Origin of the sequence: Viridibacillus sp. FSL R5-0888 (assembly GCF_038009105.1) — a bacterium.
Lineage (GTDB): Bacteria > Bacillota > Bacilli > Bacillales_A > Planococcaceae > Viridibacillus > Viridibacillus arenosi.
In genome coordinates this window covers 2,970,388-2,986,276 of record NZ_JBBPAU010000001.1, presented here as the reverse complement: position 1 = coordinate 2,986,276, position 15,889 = coordinate 2,970,388, and the positions used below count along the sequence as shown (strand labels likewise).

The 15,889-nt window shown below is 34.7% G+C and carries 16 protein-coding genes; 15 read left to right on the top strand and 1 reads right to left on the bottom strand.

Going from position 1 to position 15,889, the window contains the following annotated elements; translation table 11 throughout:
* The first annotated feature begins 38 nt into the window (after positions 1-38).
* From MKY02_RS14875 to MKY02_RS14810, 14 genes are all read left to right on the top strand, one after another.
* Positions 39-212, top strand: a complete 174-nt coding sequence (locus MKY02_RS14875) for a hypothetical protein (RefSeq protein ID WP_340711451.1) — start codon at positions 39-41, stop codon at positions 210-212.
* A gap of 150 nt (positions 213-362) precedes the next feature.
* Positions 363-929 (top strand): DUF4256 domain-containing protein, encoded by a 567-nt coding sequence (locus MKY02_RS14870; RefSeq protein ID WP_076065145.1) that lies wholly within the window; start codon positions 363-365, stop codon positions 927-929.
* A 378-nt stretch (positions 930-1,307) separates the two neighbouring features.
* Complete coding sequence (locus MKY02_RS14865; protein WP_340711448.1) at positions 1,308-1,514, top strand: hypothetical protein; 207 nt, start codon at positions 1,308-1,310, stop codon at positions 1,512-1,514.
* A 464-nt stretch (positions 1,515-1,978) separates the two neighbouring features.
* Positions 1,979-2,371, top strand: a complete 393-nt coding sequence (locus MKY02_RS14860) for a DoxX family protein (protein WP_038190382.1) — start codon at positions 1,979-1,981, stop codon at positions 2,369-2,371.
* Positions 2,372-2,764: 393 nt separating this feature from the next.
* Complete coding sequence (locus MKY02_RS14855) at positions 2,765-4,444, top strand: formate--tetrahydrofolate ligase (protein WP_340711446.1); 1,680 nt, start codon at positions 2,765-2,767, stop codon at positions 4,442-4,444.
* A gap of 209 nt (positions 4,445-4,653) precedes the next feature.
* Positions 4,654-5,301: a class I SAM-dependent DNA methyltransferase gene (locus tag MKY02_RS14850; RefSeq protein ID WP_038190375.1), complete on the top strand. Its 648-nt coding sequence runs from the start codon at positions 4,654-4,656 to the stop codon at positions 5,299-5,301.
* Positions 5,302-5,333: 32 nt separating this feature from the next.
* Positions 5,334-6,269 carry a PLP-dependent cysteine synthase family protein gene (locus MKY02_RS14845; protein WP_038190374.1) on the top strand — a complete coding sequence of 312 codons (936 nt, stop codon included), beginning with the start codon at positions 5,334-5,336 and terminating at the stop codon, positions 6,267-6,269.
* Positions 6,270-7,400, top strand: coding sequence for a bifunctional cystathionine gamma-lyase/homocysteine desulfhydrase (locus tag MKY02_RS14840; RefSeq protein ID WP_038190373.1), 1,131 nt, complete (start codon positions 6,270-6,272; stop codon positions 7,398-7,400).
* Between the two features lie 100 nt (positions 7,401-7,500).
* Positions 7,501-8,103 (top strand): HD domain-containing protein, encoded by a 603-nt coding sequence (locus tag MKY02_RS14835; protein ID WP_340711695.1) that lies wholly within the window; start codon positions 7,501-7,503, stop codon positions 8,101-8,103.
* Complete coding sequence (locus MKY02_RS14830; RefSeq protein WP_038190371.1) at positions 8,100-9,983, top strand: ABC-F family ATP-binding cassette domain-containing protein; 1,884 nt, start codon at positions 8,100-8,102, stop codon at positions 9,981-9,983. Before MKY02_RS14835 ends, MKY02_RS14830 begins: the two co-directional genes overlap by 4 nt.
* Positions 9,984-9,997: 14 nt before the next feature.
* Positions 9,998-11,122 carry a conserved virulence factor C family protein gene (locus tag MKY02_RS14825; RefSeq protein WP_076033951.1) on the top strand — a complete coding sequence of 375 codons (1,125 nt, stop codon included), beginning with the start codon at positions 9,998-10,000 and terminating at the stop codon, positions 11,120-11,122.
* A 276-nt stretch (positions 11,123-11,398) separates the two neighbouring features.
* Positions 11,399-11,614: a hypothetical protein gene (locus MKY02_RS14820; RefSeq protein WP_038190365.1), complete on the top strand. Its 216-nt coding sequence runs from the start codon at positions 11,399-11,401 to the stop codon at positions 11,612-11,614.
* Positions 11,615-12,236: 622 nt separating this feature from the next.
* Positions 12,237-12,812, top strand: coding sequence for a GNAT family N-acetyltransferase (locus MKY02_RS14815; RefSeq protein ID WP_038190358.1), 576 nt, complete (start codon positions 12,237-12,239; stop codon positions 12,810-12,812).
* A gap of 138 nt (positions 12,813-12,950) precedes the next feature.
* Positions 12,951-13,361 (top strand): PH domain-containing protein, encoded by a 411-nt coding sequence (locus tag MKY02_RS14810; protein WP_038190344.1) that lies wholly within the window; start codon positions 12,951-12,953, stop codon positions 13,359-13,361.
* Positions 13,362-13,415: 54 nt separating this feature from the next.
* Here the strand turns inward: MKY02_RS14810 and MKY02_RS14805 are convergent, their stop codons facing one another.
* A complete protein-coding gene (locus MKY02_RS14805) occupies positions 13,416-14,384 on the bottom strand; it encodes a carbohydrate kinase family protein (RefSeq protein WP_038190340.1) in 969 nt (322 codons plus the stop codon).
* A gap of 307 nt (positions 14,385-14,691) precedes the next feature.
* Between MKY02_RS14805 and MKY02_RS14800 the strand changes: the two genes are divergently transcribed.
* Entirely contained in the window at positions 14,692-15,882 is a 1,191-nt protein-coding gene (locus tag MKY02_RS14800; RefSeq protein WP_038190336.1) for a hypothetical protein, read from the top strand.
* The last annotated feature ends 7 nt before the right edge of the window (positions 15,883-15,889 follow it).

Sequence of the window (15,889 nt, the reverse complement as noted above, 5' to 3'; positions counted from 1 at the left end):
GCAAAATGATACTCATTACTGAACGAAGTGATTATTCCTTGGGAAAAAGAGTTAACTTTATCACAAAAAATCAAGAAGAACTTCAAGAAGAGTTTACCAAAGCCAATGTCAAAATAGTACGTTCAATAGATAATACTGATTACAATAATAAAGAATTTGTAATTGAAGATATAGATGGGAGATGGATTGGATTCGGGATTAAAGTCAATTAAAATAGAAAAGTTAAGTTTGTGAAAGAATGTACTTAAACTAACGGGCGCTTTAGTTTAAGGTCAATGAACTGCATAGACGACGCTTTTTATATAACGCAGTAGTTTAGTACTTAAACCATAATGAGTAAAAACAATAAGGGGGAAACTAATATGACAACGAGAAATAAGGATTTGTCACTAGAACAATGTGAGGAACTACTCAGAACTTTGAAAGCCCGTTTTGAGAAAAACATGAAACGCCATAAAGGTCTTGAATGGGCTAAAGTACAAGAAAAGCTCGAAGCTTCTACAGAAAAACTGTGGTCGCTTAATGAAATGGAAGAAACTGGCGGTGAACCGGATGTTGTTGGCCATGATAAAAAGACGGGCGAATACATTTTTTCTGATTGTTCAGCGGAAAGTCCTAAAGGTCGCAGAAGTGTTTGTTACGACCGTGAAGCACTGGAGTCAAGAAAAAAACACAAACCAGAAAATAACGCTATTGATATGGCAACTGCCATGGGTATTGAACTTTTAACGGAAGAAAAATACCGAGAGCTGCAGAAACTTGAAAATTTCGATATGAAAACGTCGAGCTGGGTGCAAACACCTGCTAATATTAGAAAACTCGGCGGGGCAATCTTTTGTGATCATCGCTACGATACTGTCTTTGTGTACCACAATGGAGCAGAATCCTACTATGCTGCAAGGGGTTTCCGTGGCTCGCTAAGAGTGTAAATTTTGCATAGACAGCTATAATTGAACTTGAGAATGGATAACCTGGGGAAAGGCTTTAATTTTATTCTTCAACTACTGTGTACTTTTGTTAAAAATTCGATTTACAAATATCAAAACAAAAAACAGAGTAGAATCTACACATTTTGTAGATTAACTCTGTTTCTATGTTGGAACAGCTGTAGCTTTGTAAAAAAGATTGATCGTTTATAATAAAGTTTGATAGAAATCACCTCTTAAGTTATTCTTTGAGGTGATTTTTTTATGGATATTTATGTTGAAATTAATGTTAAGCTTGTGAAGAAATGTACTTCAACTAACAGGGAAGGTTAATGAAATACTATAAATGAACGTGTATTATTGAATGGATTTTTAATAACCTTGGCTGTATTAATCTTATTTGTGGATTACAAAGTAAATTTTCATTTTGACGGTGGTTATACAACAGAGTATGTACCCGTTTACGATTACATCGTTTCTATACTTCGTTACAGTATAATGGGTGCCTTGGTAGGAATGTTTGTAGGTTGGGCGTTAACGAACAATAAAGTTGTTACATTTTTAAAAAAGCAGTTCAAAAATGATTAAGTCGTAAAAAAACAAAATAAATACATAATACATTTTTTGTAAGGAAGATATGAGCCGAAGATTAGGCATGAGGGTATTGGAAGGTACAAAAGATATTGACGAATATTTTATTGCGTATACTGTTAAAACTTGAGGAAATGATTAGGAACTACGTTACTCTAAAGTGGCTTTATGCAATAAAGTGAATGACGAAGTAAAATGCGACTAGGGTAGAAAATAATAAAGAGCGATAGCCAAATGATAAACAATGGCCGTCGCTCTTTTTGTATTATTTGGGTTTTTATCTTTGAAATTTGTGATGGCATTTTGATGCCTTAATTAAGATAAACAAGCTGTGCGACCTTCCTTCACTTCTACTAATGTTAGTATGTTTTTAATATTAATAAACTTACTTGACATAACTAGATAATTAAAATATACTAAGTTACGAAAAGTAAGCAAAAGAGATATGGAGGATTTAAATTATGCAACAGATTGGACAAGTTTTTTTACGAGTGATTTTAGGCGGGTTATTTGCCATCCATGGTTTTATGAAATTCCAAGGAGGCATTTCAAATATAGTCGGATACTTTGATAGCTTAAGTATTCCAGGCTTTATAGCATATTTTGTTGCAATCGTTGAACTCGTTGGGGGAGTAGCCATGATATTGGGCCTAGGTAGCAGAATTATCGGGGCATTATTTGCATTCATTATGTTAGGTGCCATCATGACAGCAAAATGGTCTTTAGGCTTGTTAGGAGCTGATGGTATCGCTGGCTATGAATTTGAGTTAGCTTTACTGGCAATGTCAGTGTACTTTGTTTTTGCAACACCAACACAACTTTCTGTGGATGCTTTATTGAAATCTAAAAAATAATAAGATGAGGTATTCAAATGATAAAGAGTGATAGCCGATGATGGCCGTCACTCTTTTTGTTTTACACTTTAGGGTTTTTATCTTAAACAATTGTGGTGCCGAAAATAAATGTACTTAGAATTATTACAATATATTTTTTAGCAAATATTACGGTAAAGATAAGTTTGACGCGTGATCAAATTATATCCAAACACCACAAATTATATTATGTGTTACATGAAATGATGGGTGAACTATACATGATAAGATAAAATTGTCAATTGATTGTCGAATAAGCAAATGTTTTGTTGGGGAAAGTACATTATAATAGTATTAGATAGAAAATTATAAAGATTGCATCTCATTACCTTCAACACTAGAAAATGAATAATATAAACGAAAGAGGGATCTGCTGTGTCTAAAACCACTCAACCTTTATCAGATTTAGAAATTTCACAAAATGCTACAATGCGTCCTATTACGGAGATTGCAGAAATAGCAGGTATTCCACAAGAAGCACTGGAACTTTACGGAAACTATAAAGCTAAAATCAATCCATTAAAACTGAACAATACCGCATCTTCAGCAAAAGTCGTTCTCGTAACAGCGATCAGCCCTACACCTGCTGGCGAAGGTAAATCAACTGTGACCGTAGGACTTGCTGATGCACTTAACCAACTAAATGAAAAAGTCATCGTTGCATTACGAGAACCTTCACTAGGACCGATTATGGGTATGAAAGGCGGGGCAACTGGTGGTGGCTACGCTCAAGTATTGCCAATGGATGATATCAATCTTCATTTCACTGGGGACATCCATGCAATTACTACTGCAAATAATGCCCTTGCTGCATTAATAGATAATCATATCCAGCAAGGTAACGTGTTGCAAATAGACCCACGACGTATTATTTGGAAAAGATGCTTAGATATGAATGATCGAGCACTTCGTAATATTGTTATTGGTTTAGGTGGTCCTGTGCAAGGAACACCACGAGAAGATGGCTTTGATATTACTGTAGCTTCAGAAATTATGGCTATCTTCTGTTTAGCAAAAGATTTACAAGATTTAAAAAAACGTATTTCTGATATTGTCATTGGTTACACATATCAGCGTGAACCAGTGTTTGTTCGCGATTTAGGAGTAGAGGGTGCACTAACACTATTGTTAAGAGATGCGTTTAAACCTAATTTGGTTCAAACAATAGAAGGGACCCCAGCTATTATTCATGGTGGTCCATTTGCTAATATTGCACATGGATGTAATTCGATAGCAGCAACAAATACAGCACGTAAGTTAGCGGATATCGTTGTGACGGAAGCGGGATTTGGCGCAGATTTAGGTGCTGAGAAATTTATGAATATTAAAGCAATGCAAGGTGGATTCAAACCTAGTACGGTTGTAATTGTTGCGACAGCTCGCGCATTGAAAATGCACGGAGGAGCACTGAAAACCGAATTGAAAGCAGAAAATGTAGAAGCTATTACTAAAGGAATTGAAAATTTAGCTAAGCATGTGGATACAATTCGTAACTTCGGTGTTGAACCTATCATCGCATTAAATCGCTTCATCACAGATACCGAAGAAGAGCTTTCTGCTATTTTAAATTGGTGTAGAGAAAATAATGTGAAAATAGCCCTTACGAATGTCTGGGAAGAAGGCGGTAAAGGTGGTATTGAATTAGCTAAACGAGTACTATCTGTTATTAACGAAGAAAATAACTTTACTCCACTTTACGATGTCTCAGCTCCAATTGAAGAAAAAGTCCGCACAATTGTTCAAAAGGTATACGGGGGAATGGATGTTCACTTTACAGATAAAGCACTAAAACAAATAGCACAAATCGAAAAATTCGGTTGGGATGCTCTACCGATTTGTATGGCAAAAACACAGTATTCTTTATCTGACCAACCAACCTTATTAGGTCGTCCAGAAAACTTTACAGTAACAGTAAGAGAGATTATCCCTAAACTAGGTGCTAAGTTCCTCGTTTGTTTAACAGGAGATATTATGACTATGCCTGGTTTACCAAAATCTCCAGCAGCATTGAAAATGGATGTCGATGCAGAAGGTAATGCTGTTGGACTATTTTAAGTATTGAATTGAATGAAGAGTTGTCTAATTTTTGATTTAAAATCAACTTTAGATAACTCTTTTTTATTTGTGTTCCATTAAAAAAAGTTTTCACCAATAAGCTTAGTGAGTCATATAGTGGAGAAAAGTGTTATGACTTATTAAAAAGTCAAACTAAAACTAAATACCAAGTATTTATATAAGAATAATAAAGGTAGGGGGCTGTAAGAATGGGGAGGGAGTTTATTTATCTTTTCGATGAATGGGCGAAGTCATATGAAGCATCAGTAACTGGTCAGCATAAGGAATATCGTGATGTTTTCGAAGGATATGAAAGTATATTAGATAAAGTTGCAAACGCTTCAACAGGTACAGTAATTGAATTTGGAACGGGCACAGGAAATTTGACGCTTAAGTTGGAGGCTGCTGGAAGAAAAGTCATTGGCATTGAACCACATGAGACTATGCTTGATATTACGAGGAAAAGATGTCCCAATGTTCAGCTTATCAACGGTGATTTACAAAACTTCGAAATAGAAATTAAACATATAGATTCAATTGTAAGCACCTACGTGTTTCATCATTTAACGGATGAGGAAAAACTAGAAGCTTTAATAACCTATTCCAAGTTATTACAACCTGGGGGGAAAATAATTTTTGCAGATACAGCATTTGCAACTGAAGAGCATAAACAAGCAATGATAACTAAGGAGAGAGCTCGTGGCTTTCATGAAGTCGCTGATGATCTAGAACGTGAGTATTATACAACAATTCCAAAACTAGAAATAATGTTTCAACAAGCAAGTTTTGAAGTTAAGTTTGAACAATTAAACGATTATGTTTGGTATATGGAAGCAATTAAGACAAGTAAAAAATGATTTATAAATAGTGTTTAAAAGGTGGATTAAATATGGCTTTGTATAATAATGTTCGACAATTAATAGGCAATACACCATTAATGGAGATTACACATATTAAAATCCCTAATAATTGTCGAATATTTGCGAAATTAGAGTATTTAAATCCTGGTGGAAGTGTCAAAGATCGTCTTGGTATTTCATTATTGGAGGACGCGGAGAATCGGGGTGTAATACGCCAAGGCAGTACGATAATTGAGGCGACTGCTGGCAATACGGGAATCGGTTTAGCACTTGCAGCAATAGGAAAAAATTATCATGTAAAATTCGTTGTTCCTGAAAAATTCAGTCAAGAAAAACAAACATTAATGAAAGCTTTAGGTGCAGAAATAATCAATACACCAACTGCATTTGGAATGCATGGTGCTATAAAAAAGGTAAATGAACTTCTTGAAGAAATTCCTGATTCTTTTTCACCGTCACAGTTCTCCAATCCTGTAAATCCTGCAACATATGAATATACACTTGGTCCTGAGATTTGGAAAGATTTAGAGGGGAACCTTGATGTGTTTGTAGCAGGGGCAGGTTCTGGTGGGACTTTCATGGGAACGGCTCGTTACTTAAAAAGCCAAAAAGCCACGTTAAAAACAGTAATTGTAGAACCAGTTGGCTCCATTTTAAATGGGGGAAAGGCAGCATCCCATGTTACGGAAGGTATTGGAATGGAGTTTTTACCGGATTATATGGAAAAATCATATTTTGATGCCATCCATACTATACAAGATAAAGATGCTTTCCACGCATTAAAAGAGTTAGCTAAGAAAGAAGGTCTGCTTGTAGGGAGTTCTGCTGGAGCCGCTTTCCACGCCGCTCTACTTGAAGCTCAAGTGGCAAAACCAAGAAGTAATATTGTTACCATTTTTGCTGATTCGAGTGAACGCTATTTAAGTCAATCAATATACGAATTATTTGAAGAGGGGTCTGTTTAAATGAGAGCAAAAACAAAATTCATTCATGCTGGTATTGTTGGCGATGAAACAACTGGTGCAGTATCAACCCCTATTTATCAAGTAAGCACTTATAAACAAGATGCTGTTGGTAAATTTCGTGGGTATGAATACTCTCGAACAGGAAATCCAACACGCCATGCATTAGAAGTTTTAATTAGTGAACTTGAAAATGGACATGCCGGATTTGCTTTTAGTTCAGGAATGGCTGCTATAAGCTCAGTAGTTATGCTCTTAAAACAAGGTGATCATATTATTGTTACTGATGATGTCTACGGAGGGACTTTTAGAGTTTTTACAAAAGTTTTAAATCGATTTGGTATTGAGGCAACTTTTGTTGATACAGCTAATAATCAGGCTGTAGAAGATGCAATACAATCTAATACAAAAGCTATCTATATTGAAACTCCAACAAACCCATTGTTGAAAATAACAGATATAAAGCAGATAAGTACTTTAGCAAAACAGTACCAACTACTAACAATTGTCGATAACACTTTTTTAACCCCTTATTTGCAACAGCCAATTACACTTGGAGCGGATATTGTTCTGCATAGTGCAACAAAGTATATTGGTGGACATAGTGATGTAATAGCAGGTCTTGTCGTTGTAAATAATGCAGAATTAGCAGAACAATTACATTTTGTTCAAAACTCTGTAGGTGCAATTTTAGGACCTCAGGATTCTTGGTTACTAATGCGAGGAATAAAAACTTTGCCAATTCGAGTAGAAGAAGTAAATTCAAATACACAGAGGATCGCAGAATTTTTGGAACAAAACAGTAAGGTAGGAAAAGTATATTACCCAGGATTAAAAAATCACCCAGGTCATGAATTACAAAAGACACAAGCAACTGGCTTTGGCGGTATGATTTCTTTTGATGTAGGAAGTGAAAAAAAAGCAGAAGAAATGCTCTCGAAGTTACGTTATTTTACATTAGCAGAAAGTCTTGGCGCAGTAGAAAGCTTGATATCCATCCCAGCTCGTATGACCCATGCTTCTATTCCTGCAAAACGTCGTGCAGAACTTGGGATAGTAGATGGACTTGTACGTATTTCAATAGGTATTGAAGATGTAGAAGATTTACTAGAAGACTTAGAACAAGCATTATAATAAAATAAATAGAAACAAAGTGATTGGCTACCTTTATAATAGAGGGTAGCTGTTTTATTTAGGAGGAACAAAATTGAAAATAGTAGAACAATGTGAGCAAATGGTAAAAGATATTTATAATCAGTTTGATGCAAGTCATGATTGGCAACATATTGAACGGGTAATGCAAAATGCAAAAGCAATTTTACAAACGGAACCCTCAGCAGATACTGAAATAGTAGAACTCGCAGTTTTATTACATGATGTAAGTGATTCGAAATATACAGATTCAAAAGAAAATGAACAACGAATTTTACAACAGCTTAATATATCTGAAAAAAAACAACAAATAATTCGAGAAATCATTGCTTCAGTTTCTTACAATGGAGGCAACCAATTAGAAGCTACATCCATTGAAGCGCTAATCGTGCGTGATGCAGATCGCTTAGATGCCATTGGAGCGGTTGGTATTGCAAGAACATTTGCATTCGGAGGAGCGAAAGGTCGCAAACTCTATGATGATCAAGAAGAAGCACGCCATGATATGTCGGTTGAAGACTATCGCAATAAACAAACAGCTTCTGTTACACACTTTTATGAAAAGCTATTGTTACTTAAAGATTTAATGACAACAGAAAAAGGCAAGCAGATGGCTAAAGAACGGCATGAATTTATGGTATGCTTTTTAAAACAGCTTAAAAATGAAAGAGACGGGGAATTATGAGCCATTTAATTATATCTAACTTAACAAAGACGGTCGGAGATAAAACTCTATTTAAAAATATTGACTTCACTATTTATAGCGGTGAACGTGCAGGTTTAATTGGCATCAACGGCACCGGTAAATCTACCCTGATGTCTATACTGGCTGGAGATTTAGATGCAGACCAAATTGACAAAGATCATCCAAACAAATACCGCATCGCACATTTACCCCAAAATCCAGAATTTGCTCAAGATGAAACAGTATTACAAGCTGTCTTCTCAGGCGATTCACCGATTTTAAAATTAAACCGTGATTATGAAGATACACTCTCTTTGCTCGGAAAAAATCCAGAATCATCACAATTACAGACGCAACTATTCCGTTTGCAGCAAGAAATGGATACACAGCAAGCATGGGATGTTAATGCATTAGCGAAAACAGCTCTGACAAAGCTTGGCATTGAAATGTTTGATGAACAAGTAACCAATCTATCTGGTGGTCAACAAAAGCGTGTAGCTTTAGCGAAAGTACTAATTGAACCTGCAGATTTATATTTATTAGACGAGCCAACTAACCATTTGGATGTGCAATCAACTGAATGGCTACAAGAGATGGTACTACGTTTAAAAGGTGCAGTCATTTTTATCACCCATGATCGTTATTTCCTTGATGAAATTTCGACGCATATATATGAACTCGCAGATCAAACATTGTACAAGCATAAAGGTAATTATGGTGACTATTTAGAATCCAAAGCGATTCGTGAAGAAATGGCTGTTGCTACTCAAGCGAAAATGCGCAACCGTTATCGCTCAGAGTTAAAATGGATTCGTCGTGGAGCACAAGCCCGTTCAACTAAGCAAAAAGCCCGTATCCAGCGCTTTGAAGAACTATCTGATAATATTGATCGCAATTCAGATGATGGTGGTCTGGAGCTTGGTTTAGCAACATCAAGACTAGGGAAAAAAGTGTTGGAGGCAGAGAGTGTCACAAAATCTTTTGGTGAACGTCATATAATTAAAGACTTTTCATTCCTTTTACAGCAAGGTGATCGCATTGGTATTATCGGTGCAAATGGAGCAGGGAAAAGTACACTATTGAAAATGCTTGCTGGTGAAATCACACCTGATCAAGGTCGAATCGAAGTAGGTTCAACGGTCCGTATTGCTCATTTTACACAACAATTACCACAAATGAATGATAATCAACGTATGATTGAGTATATACGTGAGTCAGCTAATGATATTCAAGATTCAGAAGGAGAACATCATTCGGCTGCATCGATGTTAGAACGTTTTTTATTCCCATTGCATACACATGGAACGCCAATTGGAAAGCTTTCTGGTGGAGAACGTAAACGTCTTTATCTATTGAAATTATTAATGGAACAACCTAATGTACTTTTACTAGATGAACCTACAAATGATTTAGATATTGAAACGCTTTCTGTTTTAGAAGACTTTATTGAACAATTTCCAGGTGTTGTAGTAACTATCTCCCATGACCGTTTCTTCTTAGATCGTATTGCGAAAAAGCTATGGATATTAGATGGACAAGGTGGAGTTGACGAAAGTCTCGATATCTACAGTGAATATTTAGCTGCACTTGGAGCTACACCGGCACCTGTGAAAGAAGAAAAAGTTGATAAACCAAAAGAACAAAAAGTGAAAACTCAAAAGAAAAAACTTTCATTCAAAGAACAAAAAGAATGGGAAACAATAGAAGCTGATATTGCGAAATTAGAAGAAGCGATTATGGATGCAGAAGAAGGTGTATCTAAAGCAGGTTCGGACTTCACAAAACTTCAACAATTAACTGCTGAACTGGAAGAACTAAATGCAAACTATGAGCACCTTATTGAACGATGGGAATACTTACAGGACATTGTGAACCAATAAGAGGGGGATATTAAATGAAAATTTTAACTATAGAACCAACACCTAGTCCAAATACAATGAAAATCGTTCTAGATCATGAATTACCATTTGGGAAAGCACATAATTATAACGAAGCCAATAAAACGGATGCGTCAAAAGAAATACAGGACATACTAGCAATCGAAGGCGTCAAAGGGGTCTATCACGTAGCAGATTTCCTAGCAGTAGAACGTATTGCAAAGTATGATTGGGAAAGTATATTAGCAGCTGTTCGCATTGCATTTGGTGAAGATGAACAAACAAAGAAAAGTGAACAGCAAATGGATGAACATTTTGGAGAAGTATACGTACATGTTCAAATGTTTAAAGGTATCCCTTTACAAGTCAAAGTTTTCGATAGTATTGCAGAAAATCGTTTTGGACTAGCAGCACGATTTATTAATGCTTTTAATGAGGCGATGAGTACAGATGAAAACTACATTTATGAACGTAAATGGGTAGACTATGGTGTCCGTTACGGTGACAAACAGGAGATAGGTGATAGCGTTGTTGCAGAACTTGAAGCTTCTTTCCCTCAACAACGTATTGATGAATTGATCTTGGCAAGTAAAGAGAAAAAAGACGTTGTTGAAACGCGTAAACGAAAAGTTTCTTTAGAAGAATTTTTAGTAGATGATTGGGAAATTCGATTCCAACTGTTAGATCAAATGGCAGATCCGGAAATTGAAGATTTACCCTTACTTGAAAAAGCGTTACAAGATGAAAAGATGTCTATTCGTCGTCTAGCAACTATTTATTTAGGTATGATCGAAGATGTGGCAGTTGTACCTTTGTTAGTACAAGCTTTAAATGATAAGAGCTCTTCAGTACGCCGAACTGCAGGGGATTGCATCAGTGATCTAGGTTTTGTAGAGTTTGAATCTGCAATGATGGAGTCTCTTAAAGACCGCAACAAGCTTGTACGTTGGCGTGCTGCAATGTACTTGTATGAAACGGGTACAGAAGCCTCTCTTAAAGCTCTTGAAGAAGCAAGTGATGACAGTGAGTTTGAAGTTAAACTACAAGTGAAAATGGCTATTGCTCGTATTTCACAAGGCGAAGAAGCAAAGGGTTCTGTTTGGAAACAGATGACAGAAGCGCGTGCTACAAAAAGAGGTTGAAAATATAATAAAAAGACAGCTGGGATTAAAATCCTATGCTGTCTTTTTATTAACTATGAGAAGAATAGTTATCGATTTTTAAAAAGATAATTGAAAAATACAAAGAAAGTTATTATTATCAACAATAATTCCTGAAAAGTAGTTCCTTTATATTTTGTTTAATAATTATAGTGTGACTTTTGTCTCTCTATAGTATAATGAATTAGTTATGTAATAAGAAGTAGAAAAACGATTGATAGATTACTGAGTAGTAGAATTAAGAACAGGAGAGATTGTATGATTTGTGGAAAATGCGATTGTGAAAAAAAAACAGCTTTAGTTGTGCAAAGTTTCAAACTTAACAGTGGAGAACTACATATTCAAAATATACCAGCATCCCTTTGTGACTGCGATGTATGGATAGCGCCTTCTATTAGAATGGAGCTGCAACGATATGCAACAGAAAACAATCATTTACAAGGTATACATAATATTTCATTTGAAGAGATTTAATAAAAGAATTCATATGTAAATGTAAAAGGACTTCTGAAACTGGAAGTCCTTTTAGTGTTAATGATTTTTAGTTTAGTACATTTCGTTTTTTATGTTCAATTGCTGAGAATATCCGCAAGCTTCGATAGATAAATTGTATACACAACAGAAATAAGATAACTCTAACAACAGAACTTTGAATAGGTGCTACGATAGAAAATATAAAAAGGGAAATGCCTAGAACAATGAAGAAGACAGCTGTATTGAGATCTTTCATCAAGAAAACTCCTTTTAGATACAGAATCTGATTCTTAATGTATTTTTCTCATATCGCAATATTTCTATACACGAACTATGAAAAATTAATTGTCGAAATCTTAATGAACAAAAGGAAAGTCTTTTTTCAAATCCTACAAGAAGAATTGGGAAACCTTTAAAGTCCCAATCTAATGATCAACGGAAAATGTTTTTCGGAATATCAATAGAAATTCGAAAAAAATATTGAAATATTTGTGAACATTTGTTTATAATTGTACTAATAAAAAATGTATAGCATAAATGATAAAAGAATTCTCTCAGCTAGCTCTATTTAAGAATAATTGTAAATATAACAAATCAAATATATGTAGAAAGGAGATCGTCTATGGACAAAATTAAACTTGTACCTCATGATGTCCGGTATGCTGATAAAATATCATCATTAATCAGTTCGGAATTAGTGAAAAATGCACTAGGTATGGATGATTGTCAAACATCAGTTAATGGAGTACTCAATTTTATACGTGGCATGCAACTTGCTGAAAGAGAAAATCAACAATTATCTCGTGTTATAATAAATTCTGCTTTTGAAATTATAGGTGTTACAACACTAAAAGAAATTGACCATGAAAAGAAGTTATGTCATATAGGTACGTGGATTGCGGATCCTTTTTGGGGGCTGGGGTATAATGAGCAAGCAAAAGAAAAGATATTATTAATAGCGTTTAATCAGTTCGATTTAGATTATGTATTTGCTGGTGCTAGAGTAGAAAACATTCGCTCTCAAAAAGCCCAAGCCAAACTTCCTTATATGTCATTGTCAGTTGAAGAAGAATTTCCGGAAGAACTAATAAAAATGGAGCGTCAAGAAAAAACACCATGTGTCTTAAATGTCATTAAGCGAGACGATTTCTTAAAATGGTTCCAAAAGGATTATTACGGTAAAGTTGCGAATAGCTAAAAAACGAACCCTAAAAGCAGGAGTCGTTTTTTTTATTTAAAAAAGATATAGAATAAGAATATTAAGCGACGATTAGACTTTTTTGAAACTAATACTTCATATCACCCATAGAATAATTAAAGAAGGGTGGTGAGTCGAATGTATTATCCATCAAAAAAAGATGTTTGGATAGGTATTATCAATTGGGGTGTTATATTTTCTTGTTTTCTACCATTAATCATTAAAAAAGATTATGAAGCTCTATTTTTTACTATTCCACTAGCATTGTTTCTAGGATGGAGTTGGTTTACTACGGGATATAGTATCTCTAATGATCTACTTATATTCCAAAGTGGACTGCTAAAAAAGAAGATTCCAATAAAGGATATTAAAAAAATATCCAGAACAAAGAATCCATTAGCTTCTTCCGCATTGTCATTAGACCGAATTGAATTTAGTTATGGAGAGCACTATGACATGGCACTTGTTTCTCCCAAGGATAACAGTGGACTTATAACGTACTTAAAAAATATTAATCCTCAAATAGAGTTAGAGAAAAGATTAAAATAGGTGATGTTAAAGTGATTTTTTGAAACACTTAAACCGCATCTTTTTACACAAATCTTATTTATTTAAGCGTTTTTGAATGTCCTCTAATGTCGGTAGAGCAGCAAATGCTCCTTTTTTAGTAGTCGTTAAAGCTCCACAATGATTGGCAAAGGATAGTAATTCGTCAGCGAACTCTATACAATAATTAACTAATTCATTCAACTCAACGTTACTTGTTAATAGTTGATATAAGAATGCACCAATAAAAGCATCACCAGCCCCAGTGGTATCTTGTACGTTAATATCACAACCAGGAACGCTGAAGGATGCATTCTTTGTGAAAAGAGTAGCACCACTAGCACCTCTTGTATAAATCACGATTTTTACATAACCTGTAAACAAAGATGCAATTGCAGTTTCTACTTCTTCTATACCAGTGATGAAAGCTAATTCTTCATCTGAAATTTTCACTATATCTGTATGAGGTAAAAATTTTAATATAGTTTCTCTACAATTTTCTTTTGAATCCCATAAAGGCAGTCGAACATTTGGATCAAAACTAATCAAAGTAGCATTTTCACGTGCAATGGAAATCGCTTTTTTATGTGCCTCTTTCATTGGACTTTCAACTAAATCGACCGAACAAAAATGCAATATATCACCTTGTGTGAACCATTCTGATTTTATGTATTCTTCTTTATATAACAAATCTGCAGAAGGATTTCTATAAAAGGAAAAATCTCGTTCCCCATCGGTAGTTAAAGACACAAATGCAAGAGCTGTGTTTGCCTCTTTTGTTATTTTTATTAATCTTGTGTTTACCTCTAATTGCTGTAATTCTTGGATTAAGAATTGACCGAAAGCATCTGCTCCTACTTGGCTAATTAAAGATGCATTTCCCCCGAGTTTTGCTGCAGTAGCTGCTACATTTGCTGGGGCCCCACCTGCCATTCTTTCAAATGTCCCAACGTCTTTTAACATGATTCCTTGCTGTTGTGGGATGAAATCTATTAAAACTTCTCCAATTGTATAAAGTGTTCTCATATAGGTTCCTCACCTTCAATACGTCTTTATTCACTTTATTTTACATTGAAATGAATTACAATGTTTAAGTTGATTTCTAATAGGTATAGAATAGCAGGTATATGTGTTTTTATTCTAGTTACTAATAATGTTCTAGTCTAAATAAATTCCTATTTCACAATAGCATAGATGTATAAAATGCGTCTTATGAATAAAATCCACTGTTAATAGTAAAAAGTGTGGAAATTTAGTATGATTAACTATGTAAAATACAGCTATTATAATGCTACATTTATTCGATTCATACATAGCAAAACAGGAGGTCCCAATGAAAAAGCAGTTGATCATAGCCATCACGAGTTTAATTGTGATTGGTGTAGGGCTATATGCATTTCTTCATGTGTCGGCCACGAATCAAAAGAAGTCCATATTCATCAAACAACAAACAATGGAAGAACCAAAATTCTTAGCAGATAAAAGAGCCATTCTTTATGCATCATCACCAACAGAACAGCTAGAAAAAGAAACTGGAAAAAGTATGGCGATATTTATCGATAAAAAAGGATCTGCCACTGCAATGGAAATGGACGGAATGGAATTTGGAGCGAGTAAGTACAATGGTGAGCAATTGTACTTGGATGCTAAGAAAAGTGTTTATCTATTAGGTAAAAACGCACAGCAGTTTCCGATGAAACGTGATGAAATTCGTAATACGTTATCTGGATACCTTTCTTCAGAAGCAATCTTTTTTAGCTTGTATAACACCGGTTTTAGTGAAAATAAAGATTATGACACTGGTGTGCGATATGGCAATACATCAGGCTTTAAAACAGCTTCTTTACCGTTTTATGTAGCAACAGCAGGTACGATGAAAAATCAAATAATTGTTTTAACTCAAGATCTAGTCAAAGGAAGCTTTGATTTGAAATCTGTTACTTTAAAAAACAAGGTCAATATAAAACAATTAGCATCAGTACCGTTACCACACGCTGAGGAATTGGATCCAATCTCATCCATCTTAGAAGATAAGGAAAATTATTATTTTGTTTTATCATATTTTGAAAACGATGCCAAAGAAGACATTTTGCTCGCTACTATAAATAAACTAACATTTACTTTAGATGTTAAAAACCTCGCTGAGTATCGTAGTGAAGAAATTGTATCGGATTCTTTGCCTTACAACTTTGATAATTCGACCCATCTTCATAATAAGGAATTATATTATATTAACGGGTTAGGGGAAGTATATTCATACAATACATCAAATGATGTCATCCAAAAAAAGTTCCGACTTAATCGACCTAATGGTAAATTTCATCCGGAATTTGAGCAAGTAGATTTTAGAGGACAAGCACTATTTTATTTAAATAACCGGAAAAAAGACGTTTATTTTTTAGAAAAATACGATCTTATAACTGGTGAAATGATAGAAGAGCAAAAGGTAGAAAACTTGAATAAAATATTAAAATCAGATGATAAAGATCTTACCGTATATAATTTAGAGTTATTGCATTCATAAGAAAAAC